Annotated in this window: 18 protein-coding genes; 4 read left to right on the forward strand and 14 right to left on the reverse strand. The window is 66.6% G+C overall.

Features of this window, described 5'->3' with window-relative positions; translation table 11 throughout:
- Window positions 1–8: 8 nt before the first annotated feature.
- The 3 genes from JMJ55_RS28180 to JMJ55_RS28190 all read right to left on the reverse strand — a co-directional run bounded on the left by JMJ55_RS28180 (window position 9) and on the right by JMJ55_RS28190 (window position 1,043).
- Complete coding sequence (locus tag JMJ55_RS28180; RefSeq protein WP_202828939.1) at window positions 9–335, reverse strand: hypothetical protein; 327 nt, start codon at window positions 333–335, stop codon at window positions 9–11.
- A 163-nt stretch (window positions 336–498) separates the two neighbouring features.
- A complete protein-coding gene (locus JMJ55_RS28185; RefSeq protein ID WP_202828940.1) occupies window positions 499–798 on the reverse strand; it encodes a hypothetical protein in 300 nt (99 codons plus the stop codon).
- A gap of 44 nt (window positions 799–842) precedes the next feature.
- Window positions 843–1,043, reverse strand: a complete 201-nt coding sequence (locus tag JMJ55_RS28190) for a hypothetical protein (protein WP_202828941.1) — start codon at window positions 1,041–1,043, stop codon at window positions 843–845.
- A gap of 15 nt (window positions 1,044–1,058) precedes the next feature.
- Here JMJ55_RS28190 and JMJ55_RS28195 point away from each other — a divergent pair, with 15 nt between their 5' ends.
- On the forward strand, window positions 1,059–1,505 hold the full coding sequence (locus JMJ55_RS28195; RefSeq protein ID WP_202828942.1) for a hypothetical protein: 447 nt from the start codon (window positions 1,059–1,061) through the stop codon (window positions 1,503–1,505).
- A 420-nt stretch (window positions 1,506–1,925) separates the two neighbouring features.
- Window positions 1,926–2,351, forward strand: a complete 426-nt coding sequence (locus JMJ55_RS28200; RefSeq protein ID WP_202828943.1) for a hypothetical protein — start codon at window positions 1,926–1,928, stop codon at window positions 2,349–2,351.
- Window positions 2,352–2,551: 200 nt separating this feature from the next.
- Here JMJ55_RS28200 and JMJ55_RS28205 read toward each other — a convergent pair whose 3' ends face one another.
- Window positions 2,552–3,910: an ABC transporter substrate-binding protein gene (locus JMJ55_RS28205; protein WP_202828944.1), complete on the reverse strand. Its 1,359-nt coding sequence runs from the start codon at window positions 3,908–3,910 to the stop codon at window positions 2,552–2,554.
- 509 nt (window positions 3,911–4,419) lie between these two features.
- On the opposite strand from JMJ55_RS28205, the gene JMJ55_RS28210 reads away from it, so the two are divergent.
- Entirely contained in the window at window positions 4,420–4,686 is a 267-nt protein-coding gene (locus JMJ55_RS28210) for a hypothetical protein (RefSeq protein ID WP_202828945.1), read from the forward strand.
- Window positions 4,687–5,277: 591 nt separating this feature from the next.
- Here the strand turns inward: JMJ55_RS28210 and JMJ55_RS28215 are convergent.
- The 10 genes from JMJ55_RS28215 to JMJ55_RS28260 all read right to left on the reverse strand — a co-directional run bounded on the left by JMJ55_RS28215 (window position 5,278) and on the right by JMJ55_RS28260 (window position 18,161).
- Complete coding sequence (locus tag JMJ55_RS28215; RefSeq protein ID WP_202828946.1) at window positions 5,278–6,516, reverse strand: SAM-dependent methyltransferase; 1,239 nt, start codon at window positions 6,514–6,516, stop codon at window positions 5,278–5,280.
- A 212-nt stretch (window positions 6,517–6,728) separates the two neighbouring features.
- The gene (locus JMJ55_RS28220; RefSeq protein WP_202828947.1) at window positions 6,729–6,908 is read right to left on the reverse strand and encodes a hypothetical protein; all 180 of its coding nucleotides are present in this window, start codon (window positions 6,906–6,908) and stop codon (window positions 6,729–6,731) included.
- A 211-nt stretch (window positions 6,909–7,119) separates the two neighbouring features.
- On the reverse strand, window positions 7,120–9,042 hold the full coding sequence (locus JMJ55_RS28225; RefSeq protein ID WP_202828948.1) for an AsmA family protein: 1,923 nt from the start codon (window positions 9,040–9,042) through the stop codon (window positions 7,120–7,122).
- 435 nt (window positions 9,043–9,477) lie between these two features.
- Complete coding sequence (locus JMJ55_RS28230; protein WP_202828949.1) at window positions 9,478–10,143, reverse strand: SOS response-associated peptidase; 666 nt, start codon at window positions 10,141–10,143, stop codon at window positions 9,478–9,480.
- Between the two features lie 625 nt (window positions 10,144–10,768).
- Window positions 10,769–11,758 carry a Bug family tripartite tricarboxylate transporter substrate binding protein gene (locus JMJ55_RS28235; RefSeq protein WP_202828950.1) on the reverse strand — a complete coding sequence of 330 codons (990 nt, stop codon included), beginning with the start codon at window positions 11,756–11,758 and terminating at the stop codon, window positions 10,769–10,771.
- 380 nt (window positions 11,759–12,138) lie between these two features.
- Window positions 12,139–13,719: an ABC transporter substrate-binding protein gene (locus JMJ55_RS28240; protein ID WP_202828951.1), complete on the reverse strand. Its 1,581-nt coding sequence runs from the start codon at window positions 13,717–13,719 to the stop codon at window positions 12,139–12,141.
- Between the two features lie 91 nt (window positions 13,720–13,810).
- Window positions 13,811–15,301, reverse strand: a complete 1,491-nt coding sequence (locus JMJ55_RS28245; RefSeq protein WP_202828952.1) for a M81 family metallopeptidase — start codon at window positions 15,299–15,301, stop codon at window positions 13,811–13,813.
- A 183-nt stretch (window positions 15,302–15,484) separates the two neighbouring features.
- Window positions 15,485–16,342: a KilA-N domain-containing protein gene (locus JMJ55_RS28250; RefSeq protein ID WP_202828953.1), complete on the reverse strand. Its 858-nt coding sequence runs from the start codon at window positions 16,340–16,342 to the stop codon at window positions 15,485–15,487.
- An 845-nt stretch (window positions 16,343–17,187) separates the two neighbouring features.
- Window positions 17,188–17,406 (reverse strand): hypothetical protein, encoded by a 219-nt coding sequence (locus tag JMJ55_RS28255; RefSeq protein ID WP_202828954.1) that lies wholly within the window; start codon window positions 17,404–17,406, stop codon window positions 17,188–17,190.
- Entirely contained in the window at window positions 17,403–18,161 is a 759-nt protein-coding gene (locus JMJ55_RS28260; protein ID WP_202828955.1) for a hypothetical protein, read from the reverse strand. Before JMJ55_RS28260 ends, JMJ55_RS28255 begins: the two co-directional genes overlap by 4 nt.
- A 443-nt stretch (window positions 18,162–18,604) precedes the next feature.
- Between JMJ55_RS28260 and JMJ55_RS28265 the strand changes: the two genes are divergently transcribed.
- On the forward strand, window positions 18,605–18,962 hold a 358-nt coding region (locus tag JMJ55_RS28265; RefSeq protein WP_202828956.1), incomplete at its 3' end, for a hypothetical protein.

Below are 18,962 nucleotides of genomic sequence, written 5' to 3' on the forward strand. Positions count from 1 at the left end.
GCCTAGCCTTAAGTGACGATGACGGGATTAGGAGGAATAGTCGCAACGACAAACCGCGCGTATTCGCCCCTGATTGGGTTGGGCGGGATTTCTTGGATGCCGCTACTGATAACGGAACCTCGGTTGTAGACTTCGTTGAAGCCCCCCCCGCCGACATGATCCAACTCCGCGTCCGTAAGGACGGTCGGATCAGTTTGGTTGGATGTGGTTTCCGTAGTGATGGTCATTGCTTCCTCGCATGTATGGGCTGGCGCGAGGCATGCCGGGTCCTCGGACGGCAGCGACGCGAGACAGCCGTTGTTGTAGGGCAGGAGTAACTGCTCGAGGCTGGCCACGAACAGGCGCCTGTAGCGAGTGTCAGCGGAAGCGCGAACCTTCAGCCGTCCGCGCCGAGGATCTCAGCGGGCGGTGAGGTCACACTATGCCTTGATTGCTGACCCTTTGCGTGAAAATCGTACAGAACGGGTTACAGGCGTCAGGTCCGGGTAAGAGGCGCCGTCATGGCTGCACCACGGCCTTCGCCAGCATCGCCCAAGCCCGCAGCAGCGCGCCGCACATCGCCAGCGGCTCGGTCGCGCTCCACTGTCCGTGATGAGGGTAGAGCCATTTGCCATCGCGTCCGGCGCGGCGGCAGGACGCATAGACCAGTCCGCTGGCATAGGTGGGAGGCATCCACTCGAACCCGGGCGGGAGGAGCTGCACCGCCGCCGCCTTTTCGGTCGTGTAGGGCAGCACGGGCCCGGCGCGGCCTATCACGTCATGGATGGTCTGATCCGCCGCGGCGCTGCCGACGGCCACATGCCCGAGCCGCGAGCCGATGCGGGTAAGGCAGTCGAGTTGAGTCAGGACCGCGCGCGCCAGAAGGCTGTCCAGGCACGCCGTAGCGGGCCGCTAGCCAGCCAGCTGGCCAGCACCGCTTCCGCATGCTCAGCCCGTGCCGCCTCGCGCGTTACCGCATCCCGCAGCGCCGCGACCTCGGCCTCCAGCACCGGCACCCGCTCCGCCTGTGGCCGCAAGCGGGTCCGCTCGGCTTCCAGTGCCATGGCTCGCAGTGCCGCTTGCCGAGCCGCGGCTGTCGCTTTGTCTCTTATCGCTTCTGCGGCTTTCCGACCGGCCTCCGCCTCTTCCAAAAGTCGGACATCGCGCGCCACGGCTTGTCGGAGGGCCGCTACTTCTCCTTCGGCCCGATTGGCCCGCGTAGCGTCCTGCTCAACTCGCCCACGAGCCTGTTCAAGCTGCTTCACCGTTGGGGTCAACCGGATCGCTTCTCGAAGGCCGGCTGCCTCGCCCTCGGCCAGGGCGGCGGCGGCTTCTGCTGCCTCTCGGCGCTCCCGTTCCTGTCGCAAGGCTTCGGTCAAGGCGCTAAGCGCCTGCGGCTCCATCACACTGCTGGGCGTGACCTCTCCCGTGACCTTGCTCGCGTTACCGCTGCTATCGGTATCCATATCGGTGAAGATGGCAGTATCAGCCCGCCCACGGCAGAAGAATTTGCCCCGATCTTCTGACCTGTTTTGAGGGGCTTATCGCATATGTGGATGGGAGCAGGGGGCATCCACCTCATCACGTGAGGAAGCGCCGACCTCAGCCCTTTCCTATTGCTCACGGCACCCGACTGACCGCCGTAAGCGTTCATGCTTGGCGTCACCGCTGGAGGACAGGTCCATGCAATGCCGCGTATGCGACACTCCGTACATGATCGCACCTGGGATTGGGCCCTACTGCCCGAATCTGGAATGCGACAGCCACGAGGGGAGAGACCTGCACGACCTTGAGGTCATTGACCGGTTCGAGATGCAGCGCAGGCAGCGGGACGGCAGGGTTTTCGCCGGTATGCAGGACGCAGCAGTGGCCAGGTTGAGAGCACTGTGTCTGGCGGACTGCAAACGCACCGAGGCCATCTGGCGCGTCATCAACACCAAGGCTCGTTGATCCCAACCCACCTGGGGTTTTTGTATCAGCCCTGCGCCAGCTTTGCAGGAACGAACCGCCCCTTTGCCCGTCGTGGGCTGGTGCTGGTGGCTGCGGCACCCGACATCTGCGGCATGAGCTTACCGCCTCCTGACCAGATGCTGCCCGCAAAGCCAAGGATCACGTCCGAAAAGCGCCGGCGCCGCACCGCTGATCAGCTGAGGGTCATCCGGTTGCGGATGGCGATCGGTCGCGAGTTGGATAATCGGGGCATCATGACGCCCGCCGGGATTGGCGCCGCCCTTGGGATTCTACCAGCGGAAGCGACTTCCCTGCTGAACCGGAAGCAGTGGCGGGAGGGGGATGTGGCGCTGCTCGAGGCGGCAGCGGCTCGGCTGGGGGTGCAGGTGCCGGAACCAGCGAGAGACGACTGGCCGAGCTAACCAGCGCCGCTGCGGCCGCTGCTGGTGCTGATTTTGATCCATTTGCTGGTATGTCTATAGTCCTCCGCCGACCGACAGCCGAACGCTACTCCCTTAGTGACGGGCAGATGCGGCAAAGATTGTCGCATCCGAGCCGACCGACCGGGAGACCGACCATGGCTCGCAGTTTGGTCCTCCCGATCACGGTTGAGCAGCTCTGCTCAGCCGCGTGCGAAATGTTTGAGTTCGCCCTCGGCCCAGGCCATGGCCTCGTCGATGGTTTGTCCGCCCTGTGCCACGCGGGCGATCATTTTGGTGTTGGTCGCCTGGACATAGGCCTGCACCGCGATATCGGCCGGTGCTGGAGCGAAGGCAACGGTCAGTTGACCCTGTTGGTGTGGCTTGTCCGGGTAGTTGTAAGCGAAGCCCTCCGGCGGTCCCTCGGTCTCCCAGACCTGGAAGTCGGACATGCTCTGGAACGGCGGGATGTCGTAACCCGAGGTTGCCACCGACTGCCGCTCCGCGTTCTGCCGGTCAGACAGGAACTCAATCAGCGACTTCGCTGCGGCCTTGTTTCGCGAGAAGCTCCAAATGCCCCAAAAGTACGGCAGGAATGGGGTGAAGCGGCCCTCAGCCCCGGTCGGGAAGGGGGCGTACCAGCATTTCTCAGCGACTTGTGGCGCATCGCGCTTGGCCACCGCCCATGCGGAGGGCGGGTTGAAGATCAGCGCCGACTTGCCGGAAATCAGCGCGCGGTTGTTCGCTGCATCGTCCCAGGCCCAAACGTCGCTCGGCAGGTGCTTTGAAAGGCGGACGAGATAGTCGACCGCTTGCTTCAGCTTATTGTTGCCGCGCACCGTCACCTGTCCCTCGGCATCCATCATGCTGGCACCGAAGCTGCGGAACAGTGCACCCACCCAGTCGACCGCGTCAGAATACTGGCCCATGGGCAGGGCGAAGGGATAGCCGGCGGCGTTGCACTTCTCCGCCGCCTTCAGGAAGGCATCCCAGTTCCAGGTTTCGGCACCCGGGCCGCGCTCTGCTTTCGCGGGCCACATCGCGCGGATATCAACTCCGGCATGCTCCTGGAACAAGTCGTAGCGAATGCAGGCGGACTTGATCTGGCTGCCGGCGATGGCGGGCACGGCGCGCCAAGCGCCGTCGCGCCGCGCCAGATACTCGGCTGTCGGGCTGATGGGGCCATATTTCTGCTGAAGGCGCCCGACCACGTCGTCGACCGGCTCTAACAGCCGGGCGTGGGAGGACGGCTCCCAGGTTGGCATGGCGATCACGTCGTGGCCGCTGCGCGATAGCGCCTCGGAGGCGATGGTCAGCAGGATTTGGTTACCGGCAGAGACCAAGCGGTCGATCTTCACCTCGACCCGGTTCTTGGCGCCCCATTCCTCGCAGAGTTCGCGGATGATGTCGTTGCCCGCGGGCACCCAGTGTTCCCAGAAGGCGCAGCGGAGTACTCCCGCGGAGCCCTGGCTATGAACGTTGAAGACGGGCAGCGCGGCCCCGGCTGCGCCCGCCACGCCTGCCCGCAGCGCCGCACGGCGGGTCATGCCATATCGTTTCATGGTGCTTTCCTCCCATGGGCGACTTGGTGCCGCCTCACGGAGGGAGCTTAAGCAGGGGCACAGCTCCAGTGGTGGGCGGCGCTACGGCCGCCCGAAACTGTGATTGTGCGGCGGCGCTAAGCCGGGTCAGGACTTCTGGCCCGCGACGACGCTGTTGCATGGATCCGGCCCGTGGCGCGGCAGTTCTCGCCAACCGCAGTGACCTTCTTCACCTCCGTCGTGCCATCACTGCGCTCGCCATTCTTGGGCCGCAGCTACCTCCCTGCCAGAGCTGTCGACGGGCCTCGATTCTATGAAGCTCCAAGACTATCAGCTCGCGGTCAGCGACATCTTCAGCGGCAACGCTTTCCTGCCCGTGCTTTTCCTGCTGGCGACGCTGGTCTCCGGCGCGGCTGTGCTGCTGCACGCGCAGGAGACTGATACCAATCCATTTGCATTTCTATCGCTTAGGTGTCTCAGATATTGCTATTCTGCAATCTCGGGCGGGAGACCCGGACAGGGAGGACGCAATGAGGCACCCGGTTCTGTCGCATATCCGCGACCATGCCTGGCTTTGGATTGCCGGCTCCTTCTTGCTCGGCCTCGCGTTGGGCTGGGCAGGACTTGCCACGCCAGCCGCGCTCTTCATTATGTTCTCCGGCATCCTGATTATCGTGAGAAGCCAGGGTACGGACATCCTGACAATTGTCACCACAAATCCTGTAGCCGCAGTCGAAGACACGAAGGGCGACGATACCGTGCAAGCCGCCCCCCTGCGTGAAACGCCGCATCGATGAAGCCGCTTGCGCACCTGGCACACAGCGCGTTGTCGCCCGAGCCGCTTTGAGCCGCTCCACCATCTCGGCGCCGGCCGCTGTTCGAACCGCGATGACTCTGCGGTCCACAGGGCGCTCAATGGGATCGAGCCGAGTGCCCTGCGTGTATGCCGTTTCACAGACAACCGGGGCTTGGTGGTATCGCCTGAGCGATGCCACTTCACTCTACCTCTGCAAGCTGGTTGATACCGATATCTTCGTCGACAGGGGTACTAGATACCGTAATTGGGTCGGCTGGTAGCGCGAGCTGCCATGATCGGTTATCCTTCCAGGAGCTTATACCAAGCGGACGAAGTTCCGACCTGCGTCCCGTAGGGCCGAGGCACCGAACGGCATTCCGGCGACCATGGGGGCGTCTCTGTTGCACGGGTCAGTGGCACGGACGTACTGGCCCCTCCCCGCAGTCCGCATCACGTGGTGCGGACGTACTCCAGCCGTCCGAGTTCAAGCGTATCAGTCCGCAGCCTGGGACGCGAGCGGCAGGCCTAGCATGGCACTGGGACGGCCCCTACCCGAAGCCACCTAGGCGAGCAACCGCGACAACAAAGTCGCTCAGCGGCGCAAGGTGACAGCACCGGAGACATCGCACCGGGCAGGCTGATGGCCGTGGCGTTCCCAGTCCACTATGTAGTCGCGTATGATGGGAACTGCGTCGAGGCGCCTCGCCAGTTGCACCTGGAAGACGACGTTGGTCCGGTGCCGAAAGCCGACCTCACACAGGGCAAGGTAGAACTCCCACATTCGGCAGAACCGCTCATCATAGAGCCGGGCCGCGTCGTTCCAATGAGCCACGAAGCGCTTCCGCCAGTGATGTAGCGTCTCGGCGTAGTGCAGACGCAGGACTTCGATGTCGGTGATAATGAGGCCACTCCGCTCTGCGGCGGCGGTGATCTCGGACAGGGACGGCAGGTCGGCACCGGGAAAGATGTGCTTCCGGATGAAGGGGCTGATCGGGCCCGGCGCGTCCGAGTAGCCGATTGTGTGCACCAGAGCTATGCCGTCCTCCACCAGGAGGTCATGCAGCTTGCCGAAGAACTCGGCGTAATTTCGCTTCCCGACATGCTCGAACATGCCGATTGAGACGACGCGATCGTAGCGGCCGCCCTCCTCACGGTAATCACGGAGGTAGAAGCGGACGCGCTCCGCAAGATCGGCCTCCGCCGTCCGCGCTTGGCTCGCTTGGTGCTGCTCGGCGCTGAGCGTCACGCCGGTGACGTCGGCGCAGGCCTCGCGGGCGAGATAAAGCCCGAGCCCACCCCAGCCCGAGCCGATGTCGAGGATCCGGAGCCCGGGCCTGTCGAGCAGCAGCTTCGCCGCAATGTGCTGCTTCTTGCGCTCCTGGGCGACCTCCAGGGTATCGTCTGCGCGCTCAAAATAGGCGCACGAGTACTGGCGGTCGCGGTCTAGGAACAGGTCGTAGAGTTCGCCGGAAAGGTCATAGTGGTGGGCGACGTTACGCCGGGCCCTGCCGGTCGGATTGCGCTGCTTCAGCCCCCTACTGATGCGCTCAAGGAGGGAGAGCCATGGGTGGCTACTAGGGGCGTAGTTACGCGCCAGAATCTCGAGGAAGTCGTAAATCGTACCCTCTTCGACCGTCAGCAGGTTGTCCATGTACGCTTCGCCGATTGCGAGGCTTGGGTTCGCTGCAAGGGAGTAGGCAAGCCGACGCGAGCACAAACGGACCGTCGCGCAGGGCACAGTTCCGTCCCCAACCATGTGGATGCGGCCAGACGCGTCGATCAGTCGCAGACTACCAACGCGGACGACGGACTTGAGGATGGAGACGAACATCGCACGCGATTCCTCTGGCGAAGCGGCTGTCCCTGGTACCTTGGGATTGAAGCTTAGCCACCCTGCTGCGGGCATCGTCAAGTTGTTTGATCAGAGCGCGCACTGCGACGAGTGAAACGTATGTTGTCTTTACTGCGCCGCCATCTGGGCACACGTCTCCTGCCGCCATACCCGGGAGGCCTGGGCGCGAGCGCGCCGGCACTGAGCAGCGGTCAGCAGACGGTGGCACCAAGCTCCGCGATCTCGTGCACGCCGTGCATCTTGAGGGCGGCTTTGTTGGCCCAGGCGATGTGCTGGTTGGGTTCGATGAGAATGACCCGGTCTTGAAGCGCTGCCAGAATAAGCCGCAACTGCTGCTGGTCGGCGTGATCATATGCGGGCAGGTCTGACATGGTAGGCGCTCCGAGCATCTGGCGCTGTCGTTCGTGCCAAAGTCCCCCAGTGGCATGTCATTCGAACGTCTAATTTCGGATACCGTTTTATGGCCAAAGCTTGTTACGACGACCGGATCTAATGACAAGCGATGGGTTGGTGCCGTAGAGATTGGCTAGTCACGCCAGGCTGCGGGCTAGCGGCAGCTCGGCGACGCAGACCCGCAGCGTCTCAGCGCCGGCCGCTGCCACTGCTTGCGCCACCATGGGGCGCATCGCTGCCCGTCGCCGGCCCCTGCCGCATGCGCCGGAGCAACCCGTCGCAGCGCGGATCGTCGCCGGTGCCGAAGCGGATGGTGGGCAGCGCTGCCAACGCGCCGGCAATCCCGCCACCCGCGCCCTCTACCCTGTCGGGCGCTGCGCTCGGTGCCTTGAGCGTGCCGCTGATCAGCAGCGGCACCGGCAGCACGCCGACGGTCAGGCGCTTCGACTTCGTCCAGAGACGGATCTCCACGCGCTCCCGCTGCAGGTCGACGATGCCTCGCCCTTCGATCACAGCGTCTTCCGTCTCGAGCAGTAGGGCGCGGGTGGACAGCACGCCGCGCCGCAATGGCAGGTCGGCCACGAAGCACTCGACCGGGGTGCGCGCCTCGCCGCCGAGGGAGCCGAGCAGTGCGCTGCCGAGGCGCAGGCCGGCAAGGTTGACCAGGAGCCTGCTAAGGTCGCCGCCCGCCATGGAGAGGAGCAGCGCACCGTCCCCGTGTCCCAGGATGTCTGCGACCGACCGGCCCGCGCCCTCGACCCGCGCCGTCCCGCTTAACGCTCCCTCGCCCTGGTAAGTCCCTGTCGCTTGCATCAGGCGGGCAAGGTCCAGTCGCTCGAACCGGACCTCGGCTTTCGCCTGCACTGTGTTGCTCTCCCCAGGGGTCAGCAAGACGTCAGCCGCGATCCGTCCGGCGCCCACCCTGAAGCTCAGGGGCCGGAGCGCCACAACGCCGTCCACGAGGTCCATGCGAAGGGTGAGGTTGTCGAGCGGCATGGAGCGGCCCTGGATCCGCTCGGCTCGGTAGGTGAGGTGCGCGTCCACCCCCCTCAGCTTCGGCAGGTTGAGCGGCCGGTCCGGCAGCAGGCGCGGGCTCGCATTCGCCTCCCGCTGCGTATGCGCCGCCTCCGCCTGCTGCTGTGGGGTCTGTCCCGGCGTCCCGGGCGGGCCTGGCCCGCCGCCGAGTAGGCCGGCGATGTCGCGGAGATCCACGCTCCGCGAATGCAGCTCTGCCGTCAGGTGAGGCCGCTCGGGGCCACGGGTAACAGTGAGCGTGCCCTCAACGTCGCTCCGACCGATCCGCCCGGCGATGTCCGTGAAATGGAAGCGCCCCGCCGAGTAGTCCAGCTTGCCGCCTAGTTCGTAAGGTGGTGTGGCCGGGAGCGGGACGCCGGTCAGCGGGGCTAGCAGCGCCAGATCCGGGCCAGCAAGTAGCAGGCCGAAAGCGGCGCTGCGCGGGTCTAGGCGGGTCTGCAGCCTGCCCTTTAAGGTGGCGCGTGTCGGCCCATTCGTCAGGTGCAGCTCGATTGGCCAGGCGCCGGATGGGCCTCCGAGGCCTGGGAGCCCGCCGGCGAGCAAGGTAGCGGCCATGGGCTGGTCGGCGTAGGTGCCGCGTGCTTCTGCCCTTATGGCGTGGTCACCCGGCTCTACTGCGTCTCTGGTCGAGACGGCCACCTCGAACTCGGCGCCCAGCTCCGCGAGCGAGACCCGGGCGTGTCCGCCGGAGACGCGCATGGCGCCGATCTTCGGGAAGGTGGCGCCGTCGCTGCGGCCAGCGCCGAGGTCGAAGGCGAAGTTGCTCCGGCCGTCTGCCGTCGAGACAGCACGGGCTACTGGCCGATCCAACTCGACAGAGGAGATGACGATCTCGCGCCGGCGCAGGTAGGTCCCGACCTCGATACCCAGCGTGAGGCGGGGGATGCGCAGGAGGGGCTCCTCGCCGGGCGGGAAGCCTAGGGGGTTGCCGATCAGCACGTCCTCCGCGGTGAGTAGCAGAGGACTGCCCGGGCGCAGCCGCAGCCGCCTGATCTCCACCGGGCGCCCGAGAGCCGCCGAGGCTTGATGCTCGGCGAGCGGCCTGAGCCAGAGCGGGGAGGACAGCGCGGCGGCCATAAGCATCCCGACGAGCCCGAGGGCTACCCAGGGCAACCGCTGCAGGATGCGCCGTCGAGCCATGCCGTTCGACCTACCGGGCCGGCCGCGGAGGACCGCCGGTGCGCCTTTCGGGGGATAGAGCGCGCTGGGCATACAGGAGTTCGGACATCCCGTGCAGCTCAGTCCCGACAACCTGGATCTGCACCGGAAAGGCGGGCGCACTGTCGGCCGCCGGCAGCACGGTTGGCGGCCGGAGCCGACCAGCTGGAGCTGGCGCTTGAGGAGCTGGAGACGGAGGCGCCTACCCCGCTACCCGCCGACGATCCCTAGGTGCCACGACCAAGCCGAAGCGCCTGCCGCGCTGGATGGTCAACTTCGGCTTTGGCAGCTTGATATTCCTCGGCTGGGCCTCTGGCCTGCAGGCCTGTGTTGGCATCGGATAAACGCACCCCATCAAGACGTGGCGGGCGCCCCGTCCTGCTTGTCGCCGCGCGCCACGACGACCAGCGAACCATCCGGCAGCGGCCGTTGTAGCGTCAGCGCCTCCGCTATAGGCGCCGTCAGCCACTGCTCGACCTCCTCCGACGTGGTGAGGATGACCGGCATAGCTTTGGGGTGCACGGCACCGACCTCAGCGTTCGCCTCCGTGGTCAGGAAGGCGAAGAGGTCGGCGGTGACCTCGCCTTCCTTGACCTTGCGAACTGAGGTCCAGCGCGTCCAGATGCCGGCAAAGGCCGCAAGTGGGCGGTCCTCGCTCAAGGCGAACCACACCGGCGGGCGGCTGCCATCCGGCATCACCTCATGCTCGGAGAAGCTGGTGAAGGGCACGACGCAGCGGCTCTCGATGCTCAACCAGCGACGCCAGTGTGGGGACTGGGTATTGCGGACGTTCGTCACCCCGGGATCGGTTTTCTTGCCCTTCAGGGCGAAGACCGGTGACGGCATGCCCCAGCGGGCCATAGTCAGCTCGCGGCCTGCCGGTTGGTTGCGGACGATCGGCGCAGCATAGTCGGGGAACACGCCGGGAAGCGGCGGCAGGTTACCGGCCCGGTCGGCCATCGCGCGGGTGAACTCGCGGATCGCCTGCTGGCCCTTGGTGATGCTGTAGAGATTGCACATGCCGCGATCCTCCCAGGGCTTACGCCACAGGATGTGGTCTAGCGGAAACCCCGACTGCCTGGGAGTTCCGGCTTGGCTTACTCGCTGGCCGAGCACCCGGTCCACCCAATCGCTGTCTCCAGCCGCGATGCCTGGATCGGTCAGGCAGCCGAGCAAGTCTGAGCCGGTTATCGGTGTCCATATCGACGAAGATGTCAGACTTGCAGGCCGCCGTGGAAAGAACTTGAGGGCATCTGGGCACTTGGTCGGTAGCAGAGTTACCGAAGGGGCGATGGCCCGGTTGCCTCGTTATGGCTGATGCCTTGAGTTGGGTGTCAACAGCGCAGCAAAACCAGGCCAGTGTGGCGGAGTAAGACAAGGCCGTACCGGCGGCTTGCTACGCTGGTACCTGGCGGCACGGAAAACCGCAGCATCTTGGCTACGGTCTTGGGCCGATGCTGAACACCCGCGCTGCCTGCCGTTGGCTCATCCTGTCCACATGGCAGGCAGGCCGAACCCGCGCATAAAGATCCACGACTTTCATCCCCCAGGCCTTTCGCCGGCCAAAGACGGGGCAGCGCTCCTCTTTCACGCCGCCACGGCCAGGCTACCCAGCTGCTCCCGAGGGACTTTCTCTCCGACGCTCTCAGTCCACGGAGGCGCCGGAGATGCGGACCAGCTCGGCGACCCGGGGCAGCTCGGCCGCGAAGAAGGCGGCGAACTCCTCCGGCGTGCTGCCGACCGGCTGATAGCCGAGCTCCTCCATGCGGCCGCGTGTCTGCGGCGTCCGCAGCGCCGCCGCGACCTCGCGCGAGAGGCGCGTCACGGCTGGGGCCGGGGTGCCGGCCGGCGCGAACAGACCGAGCCAGCTGTTGAACTCGTAGCCGGGCAGTTCCTCGGCGATGGCCGGCACCTCTGGCAACTGCGCGGAGCGCTCCGACCGCGTGGTGCCGAGGGCCCGCACCTGACCCGACCGCACCTGCTGGGCGGTCTCGACGAAAGGGGTGAACATCAGGTCGAGCCGCCCGGAGACGAGGTCGGCCATCGCCGGCGCGCCGCCGCGGTAGGAAACCTGGGTGAAGCTGACGCCGGCCCGGTGCTCGAACAGCGCCGCGGCAAAGTGCTGCGAGCTCCCGGCCCCGGCGATGCCGCAGTTCAGCTTCCCCGGCGCGGCCTTGGCGCGGGCGATGAGCTCCGTGACGTTCCGGACGGGAAGGGATGGGTGGACCACGAGCAGGCACGCGCTCAGGGCCACGAGCGAGACCGGGACGAAGTCACGCACCACGTCGAAGGGCAGGTCGCGGTAGAGTGCCGCGTTCGTCGCATGGGATCCCATCGAGGCGACAACCAGGGTGTGCCCGTCGGGGGCGCTGCGGGCGACGTGCTCGGTTGCGATGTTGCCGGCCGCGCCGGTGCGGTTCTCCACCACCACGGACTGGCCGAGCCCGGCGGTAATTCCCTGGGCGACGACGCGGGCGGTGGTGTCGGTGCTGCCGCCCGGGGCAAAGCCGACGACGAGGCGGACCGGGCGCTCGGGGCTCCAGCTGGGGCTCGGGACCACTGGCTGGGCGTGTGCGCGGGCCCCTGGGAGGAGCGGCACCGCGGCAAGTGCGGCGAGCAGGCGGCGGCGTGTCATGGGCGGGCTCCTCCGGCGGGAACGTCGGCCGCATTCGCTGCAGCCTGATTGGGTTCCACGATGCTGCAGGAGGAACGGCCGATCAACCTGCCGGCCCGGGCCGTCTGCCCCGCCGCGCTTGGCCGCCCTGGGCCCACGCCGATATCCGCCGTGGGACCATGCACGGTGCGGCCTGCCAAGACGGCCGGCACTTCCTCGGCGGTGGGTCGGCATCAGCGGCCCGTTGGCGCCGCCAGGGTCGCGGAGAGGTCGTCCTGCAGGCCCAGCCTCAGCCTTGAGGCCAACGGACAGACGCAGCAGGCCTTGGTGGTCCTGGTCGCCCGCTTGGCGTCGGGTCTGATGCTCGCGTCGATCATTGTCGACGGTGCCGCTCCGGGAACTCAGGCCGGTCGGATGCCCCAGAACCGCGTGAACCCTGTTTGTAGCCCCTGTATACCCCGCGTCGCCGTCTGCTGCTTGAACTGTCCAAGTGGGTAGTAGGGTACCTCCTGCATGCAGGCGGTCTGGATATCGCGGCATACGGCCTGCCGCCCTGCTAAGTCAGGTGCGTCAAACCAAGTGCCATACAGCTCTTCGAGCTGCGCACTTTCGTACCAGCCCGCATAGCCTGCGGCCCCATTGCCGCGCACGCCGACATGCGTTGCCGGGTTGAGCAGATCCGTGCCCGTCCAGCTCGTTGCGAAGAGGCTCCAACCACCGCTCTCGACCGGGCCGCGGTTATTGCGCCGCTGAAGCATGGTGCCCCAGTCCGTGGCCACGTAGTCCACATTCATCCCGATCCGTCGCAGCATGTCCGCCGCCACGTCGCCCAGCGCCTTGATCGTCACATAGTCCGTCGGCACCAGAAGGACGATCTTCTCGCCCTTGTAGCCGGCAGCTTCCAGGTCGCGCCGCACCGCTGCGTCGTCCTTTGGTTTCCGCAGAGGGTCGAGCCCCACCTCGCTCGCCATCGGCGTGCCCGGGGTGAAGAAGCCGGTTGGGACGTGATATGATGAGCGGTCCTCGCCGACGATCGCCTGCATGTAGGAGGCTTGGTCGATCGCTCCCATCACGGCGCGGCGGATAGCGGCGTTGTTGAACGGCGCCTGCGTGCAGTTGGGCCGCAGCATCCCAACCGTGCCCGTTTCCTCTTGAACGCGCAGCTGGAGGCCGCGGCTCCGCGCGATCATCGGCTTCAGATCATGCGCCACCTGTTCCCACCAGTCCTGTTCGCCCGAGACAAGCGCGCTGGCGGCGGTGGAGGCATCAGGGATGGTGGTCCAGACCACGCGGTCGTAGTGCACGACCTTGGGGCCTGCGCTGCCAAGCGCCGGTCCATTCTCCCGCGGCTTATAGCGATCGAATTTGGCATAGACATTGCGCGCGCCTTGCAGTCGCTCGTCCGCGACGTAGCGGAATGGGCCGCTGCCGATGATTTCAGTGATCTGCGTACCAGGGTCAGTGCGCGCCACCCGCTCCGGCATCATCGCAGGCATCATCGCAGTACCCTTCGCCAGTGCGTCCGGCAGCAGAGTGAAGGGTTTCTTCAGGCGGAAGACGATCGTGCGGTCGTCAGGTGCGGAGATCTCGTCGGTCACCCGCATCAAGGCGCCGCCGAAGGCATCTCGGGCACCCCAGCGGCGGATGCTGGCGACACAATCCCGCGCCAGGACGGGGGTACCGTCATGGAAAAGAAGCCCCTCGCGGAGCCGGATGACCCAACGCTTGCCATCATCCTCTACCGTGTGGCCCTCGGCCATCTGCGGGTGCGGCACATCCTGCTGGTCGAGCCCATAGAGGGTATCGAACACCATGTAGCCGTGATTGCGCGTGACGTTCGCCGTGGTCCAGTGCGGGTCGAGGAAGGCGAGATCGATTTGCGGAATAAACCGCAGGATGCGCGACGTGCCCTGGGCGAAGGCCGGGGCGGAAAGGGCAGCGCCAGTCGCGGCAGCCCCTTTCAGCAATGAGCGACGATGCATCGGTCCCTCCCCTTCATGGCCCTGGAGCCGCCCATCGGCCAGGCTGTTTCCAGCTATGCAGCAAGAGCTGCGCTCGCGATGCAAGATGCTTTCAAGGCGAGACGCCGCCGACCACATGGAGACGCGGCGTGAAATCCATCTCGTCCAGCGGGAAGAAGGGCCGCGCCTTGGTGAAGGGCAGTTCCGCCACGCGGTAGGAGGTCATACCCGGGGTATCCACGGTGACGCACTCGCCGATCGCCGCGTAGTTCAGGGTGAAATGGTAGCCGGAGCGGGTGATCACGATGCCCATCCGCGCAGGATCGACCCCCATGGCTCGGAAGTAGCCGGGATCGAGGTAGGAATAGGGCTGGTCCGTCAGAATCAGGTGCACCTTGCCAACCCGCAGCACCGCGTAGTCGCCCAACGTGGTGCGGTAGCCCGCATCCGCCGGTCCATCATAGACCACCTGCGCCGAGTTGCCGACTGACACGACCTCTCCGGTGACCGTCACCGGTGGAGAGACGGTGGAGTATCGCCCACCCACGGTCAGTGTAACTGTTGCCCCCTGCCCGGCCGCCTGACACGCTTGCACAGCCCTGACATCAGCAATGGGTATGGCAGAGGGTGGCAGGCTATCCCGTGCCAGCAGCGCTCGCAGCACGTAGGTTCCGTCACCAGGGCTGCCGCCCGCCACACGGTCCCCCTGGTCGCCCAGGATCAGTGGCCGCTCCATCCCATGCGCCGCCCGGTCCAGATACTCGTCCAGTGCGGGATAGCTTCCAATCAGCTCCCGCCGCCGGGCCCAGAGCGTCTGCGCCAGCTCCAATGCCAGATCATTGGGCGCCGTCCCATTCCCATATGCCAGCACCCATTGGCCGAGGCCGTGCACGTCCAGGAACTGCTGGGCATTGAAGATCGAGACGTCACAGGCCACGCCGGCTTCCACCGCTGCGCGAGCGCGAGCATGCAGCGACAGCAGCGGGTCCTCGTCGGTGCGATCATTGCCGAGCGTAAGCATCGGCAGGTGCACCGCCGCCAGCGCTGGCTGCAGCCGCCCCTCCAGCATGTCCAGCGCCGCAAGGAATGCGCGCCGCCCCGTATTCCCCTGATCGCCATGCGGGTTGGTGAGATACCCCGCGAGCAGGTTGCAGTGTGCCAGAATCTCCGGTGTGACATGAGCGTGCAGGTCGAAGCCGGCTGTCAGCGGCATCTCCGGGCCGACGATATGGCGCAGCGCCATCATTAGCGCGCCCTCGGGATCTTCTAAGCTTGGCGTCAGCATCCCGCCATGCAGCGGCAGCACGATCGCATCGAAGTCACCGCGCCGTGCCGCATCGCACATCCGGTCGCGCATTTCGGCGAAGACGGTGTCCTCCACCGGCCCGCCAGACTGAGCGCGGAACATCACCGGCACGATCACTTCGATGTCGTTCTCCGCGGCCGCGTCCACGATGCCGCCAAGCACGGAGTTGCTGCCGCGCGCTGTCTCCACCGCCTCCGCCCCAGCACGGATAGTGAACCACGACCGGCCGGTCCGCACGGGGTTGAAGCTGTGGGACTCCTGCGCGATGCCGCCGGCCAGGATCCGCCTCTTCGCCATCACCAGTCTCCGTTCTCCCTAGGGAAGTACAGCCCGGCCGCCTGCCTAACGTGTTCGCCTCAAGCGCGAAGGGGACGAGGATGGCATGAGAAGCAGCGGACCAGAAACGCGAAAAGCCCCATGGCCTCGGTTGGAGGCCATGGGGCTTTTGCAGTTGTGCCGCTGCTGAACAGCGGCTGGCGGCTAGGCTGCCGGTTCGTCGATGGTGGTCCGCTCGCGGCGGCGGTGCTCGAGCACGACGCTCTGGAAGGCGCGGAACTCGGGCACCCGCATGAAGCGAACCAGGTAGCCGCCATGGGTCAGCTCGTCGTGGCAAGGGGCGCAGATCAACCACCCATGCTCGGGCTTGTTCAGGCTCCGATGGAAGAAGTGGTCGAACTCGGCGCCCGGTATCACCCGGCCGGCCTCGGTGAGGACGCGTTCGCGCAGGCAACAGGGGCACTGGCCGCCGAAGGGCTCGGCCGCTACCGCCTTGACGATGATGCTCCGCCCCAGCCCGGTGAACTCCAGCCGGTTCCCCAGCACCAGCTCCTGCGCCGATAGCTGCAGGAACATCAGGTCCGCCGCATGCCGCTCGAGGGTATCGAGCCGGGCGTGCAGGTCGCGGAACTGCTGGGCCAGGTGCCGCCGCAGCGGATCGGGATCCGCGGCGGGCCGGTCGTCGTGCCACGCGAGGGCGGCACGGACGACGGCGTTGCACCAGAGGTGGAACTCGGGCGAGAGGTAGCGGGCATAGGACAGGGCCAGCTGCCAATGGGCCCAGGTGCCGCCGTGGCGGCCGCGGGTGGTGGCAACGAAGCCGTCAGGGTCGAGACGGATAATATCATCCGGGATGATATTTTGGCGGGCCTCCCCTTCGGGGTCGGTCCAGTGCGCCTGGGCATGCGTGCGAAAGCGCGTGGTCTCCTCGAGCACCAGCCAGTGGATCGGGCGCCGATACTCCGGGCTGCCTGCTGCCCGCCACATATCGGTCAGGTTCAGCATGGTGCCGCGGAGGCGGATGGGCCTGCCCTGGTAGCTGAGGATGCTGGTTGGGGTCATGGTGATCTCCAGCGGGGTTTCGGCCTTGCTCAAGGACCGCAACGGTCGGCTCTGAGCTGCCGAGACGGGCTGGAGGGATGGGCCAAGCATTGGGCTCGGCCGGCCAAGAGGCAACGGCTGGGCCAGGCGGGCTGGATAGCAGTGCGTGGACCGCCACCCCGACGCTGCTGGGGGCAGGGTCCGGACGCTGCTGTCCGGGCCTGTCTGGGCCCGGGCTCGCACGGCCAGCCTGCGGAAGCGCTGGCCAGCCGTGGTGCCGGCGCGGCATGCGCCGCGCCGATGCCGCGCGTGCGCGGCAGGCCGACGCATTCTCCCCGAAGGATCCGGGGGCAGCGCCGGGTAGGTCCCCGTCATCGCCAGTCCCGTGCCACCGCTGGCAGGGAAAGGGTTTGCAGAAGCGGCCGGCTCACTGCCGGATGCGCGGTGTCGGAGCCCCGCAGCGCCAGGTAAGGCGCTGCGGGGCTTCGCCCGACTGGGTGGATGACGAGGATGACGAGAGGCCGGCGGCCCTCCCTGGGCCCCAAGGCCGCGGCAGGACGGCACAGGGCAGCATCGCTGTTGGCTTAGGACGGCCGATCCCCAGCCAGGTCGGGCCTACCCTCAGGCCAAGACCGAGCCGGTGCAGAGGGAGAGCGACGATGCTCGATGAGTCGCGCTTCAGGTGTGATGGACATGGTGATTCAAATATTTGATTTCAATACCAGAACAGTGTGGCAGCTCAGCATTTTTGAATTTCGGCATCCGATCGCTGATCGGGTGTCTGGTCATCCGCCCCCTCGCAGGCGAGAACGGGGGTGCGGATGCGCCAAAGTGTTCAGGCCTCGCGCGGCTGGGCGAGCCCAGCATCAGCGACCGACCGGAGCGTCCAGCAGCGCCTCCGCCTGCTGGATCAGGCTGCGCAGCCTGGCGGCGGCACGGCTGGCTTCGCCCCGGAGCCGCTGGCCGGCAATGACCTCGGCGCTCCGGCCGCCATGCTTCCAGGTCGCCCGGCGGCATCGCTCCAACCCTTCGAGTGTCCGGGCACCGGGTCGGTGCTTGGCCAGGGACGCGAGAGGGTCGCTCATTTTTGGCCCTCCCCCCGGTCCATGCGGCCCGCGACCACAGCCGCCCCGCCCTCCTGGACGTTCACATACTGGACCGTCACGAGTTGCTGGCCGCCGTTCCGCAGCCTCTCCAGGACCAGCATGCCGCGCTGGGAAGCCTCCACGGCCCGTGCCGCAGCCCGCGTCATCCGGGCGGCCTCAACGCTCTGGACCTGCTGCCGGGGCTCGGAGGCCCAGGTTTTGACGTCTGCTGCGAAGCCATTCGCCCGGGCGGCCAAGGTGATTCCGAGCGCGTGCATCACCGCGATCTGGTGTACCAAGTTGCGCTCCACCGCATTCCGCGCCCCGATGCTCTCGGTCATCTCCAGGGCCAGGGTCAGCGCGGGGCCAGACACCTTGCCCGTGAGGGCCAGGCGGTGCTCGGTGGCTTCGGCTGCCAGGAGGTCAGGCGGTTGCCGCACCTCGTTCTGGTAGAGCGAAGGCGTCTTGGGATCGGCCGAGACCACCTCGCCGCCAGTGCCTGGACTGAGCGGGCTGCCAACCGCCAGGAGCGGATCGCTGAGGCGGTCGGCCTGGCGCTCGAGGAAGGCGGCATCATGGCGCTCACGCTCGGCGCCATGACGATCTCCCCGCTCGCTCATCTGGCGGGCTCGCAACCGCCGTGTGGTGGCGTCTGCCTTCATCATGCGGCCCAGCCTGGCGCCGTCATTGCGGGGGTGCCTGCTGGCGAACACACGCAAGCTCGGGTCGTATGGCGTATCCGGGTTGTCGCTCATGGGGGCTCCTGGTGAGGCCAGGGCTGCGAACCGGTGGCCAGATTGCCATCAGAGGGTGAACGGCTTACCCGCTTCTCGACATGACTCATTCTGTTAGGGCTGCGGATAAACATACTCGTTCCGCTGACATTCTATTCTATTGGCCTATCGGCGGCCCACCTCAGCATTGACAGAAGGCAGCCGGCGCGCCGGAGAACAGGCGCCCCCGCGACTGGCTGGCGCTCGACGAGACGGGACGGTTTCGCGCCTATGCCGGTGCACAGGCGACTGGCACTGATCCTGGTCTGCCGGATAATGCCGGCCAGGACGGTATTTTGGTCTGCGACGGCGACGGCCTGGTCGCCACCCTGCGGGGACGGCTGGGTGGCACCTAGGCGCACTGGCAGCTCGCGCTGGCCTATGCCCGGTATCTCTCGCCGCAGTTCCACCTCTGGCGCAACATCGTGGTCCGCGCCGCCATGGAGCATCTCGACGGCCCGGAGGCGGGCGAGGACCCGCTGCTGGAGCACATCCTGCAGCAGTTCCGCGCCCTGCACCGCCGGCTCGACACGGTCGACCGGCATGCCGCGGACCTGATGTTCCTGCTGCTGTCGTCCCAGGACCTCCTGCTCGGCAAGCGGCGGCCCTTCTCCGACCGCAGCCAGGCCATCATCCGTGCGGTCGTGGCCACCGAGCCCTTCGAGGGCCAGTGCCCCTGCTGCCAGCAGGCCCCTGTCCTCGATGGGGCGGGCCAGCCGCTGGCTGGCGCCGAGTTCGACCACTTCTTCCATCGCGGGCTCAACCGGCCCGAGCATGGCTGGT

The organism is Belnapia mucosa (genome assembly GCF_016775475.1).
GTDB lineage: Bacteria > Pseudomonadota > Alphaproteobacteria > Acetobacterales > Acetobacteraceae > Belnapia > Belnapia mucosa.

What these genes read in the sequence shown, in the direction of transcription:
- JMJ55_RS28190 (WP_202828941.1), bottom strand. Translation starts at nt 1,043, where the DNA reads ATGGCACTGGAAGCCGAGCGGACCCGCTTGCGGCCACAGGCGGAGCGG.
- JMJ55_RS28205 (WP_202828944.1), bottom strand. Translation starts at nt 3,910, where the DNA reads ATGAAACGATATGGCATGACCCGCCGTGCGGCGCTGCGGGCAGGCGTG.
- JMJ55_RS28210 (WP_202828945.1), top strand. Translation starts at nt 4,420, where the DNA reads ATGAGGCACCCGGTTCTGTCGCATATCCGCGACCATGCCTGGCTTTGG.
- JMJ55_RS28215 (WP_202828946.1), bottom strand. Translation starts at nt 6,516, where the DNA reads ATGTTCGTCTCCATCCTCAAGTCCGTCGTCCGCGTTGGTAGTCTGCGA.
- JMJ55_RS28220 (WP_202828947.1), bottom strand. Translation starts at nt 6,908, where the DNA reads ATGTCAGACCTGCCCGCATATGATCACGCCGACCAGCAGCAGTTGCGG.
- JMJ55_RS28225 (WP_202828948.1), bottom strand. Translation starts at nt 9,042, where the DNA reads ATGGCCGCCGCGCTGTCCTCCCCGCTCTGGCTCAGGCCGCTCGCCGAG.
- JMJ55_RS28230 (WP_202828949.1), bottom strand. Translation starts at nt 10,143, where the DNA reads ATGTGCAATCTCTACAGCATCACCAAGGGCCAGCAGGCGATCCGCGAG.
- JMJ55_RS28235 (WP_202828950.1), bottom strand. Translation starts at nt 11,758, where the DNA reads ATGACACGCCGCCGCCTGCTCGCCGCACTTGCCGCGGTGCCGCTCCTC.
- JMJ55_RS28240 (WP_202828951.1), bottom strand. Translation starts at nt 13,719, where the DNA reads ATGCATCGTCGCTCATTGCTGAAAGGGGCTGCCGCGACTGGCGCTGCC.
- JMJ55_RS28245 (WP_202828952.1), bottom strand. Translation starts at nt 15,301, where the DNA reads ATGGCGAAGAGGCGGATCCTGGCCGGCGGCATCGCGCAGGAGTCCCAC.
- JMJ55_RS28250 (WP_202828953.1), bottom strand. Translation starts at nt 16,342, where the DNA reads ATGACCCCAACCAGCATCCTCAGCTACCAGGGCAGGCCCATCCGCCTC.
- JMJ55_RS28255 (WP_202828954.1), bottom strand. Translation starts at nt 17,406, where the DNA reads ATGAGCGACCCTCTCGCGTCCCTGGCCAAGCACCGACCCGGTGCCCGG.
- JMJ55_RS28260 (WP_202828955.1), bottom strand. Translation starts at nt 18,161, where the DNA reads ATGAGCGACAACCCGGATACGCCATACGACCCGAGCTTGCGTGTGTTC.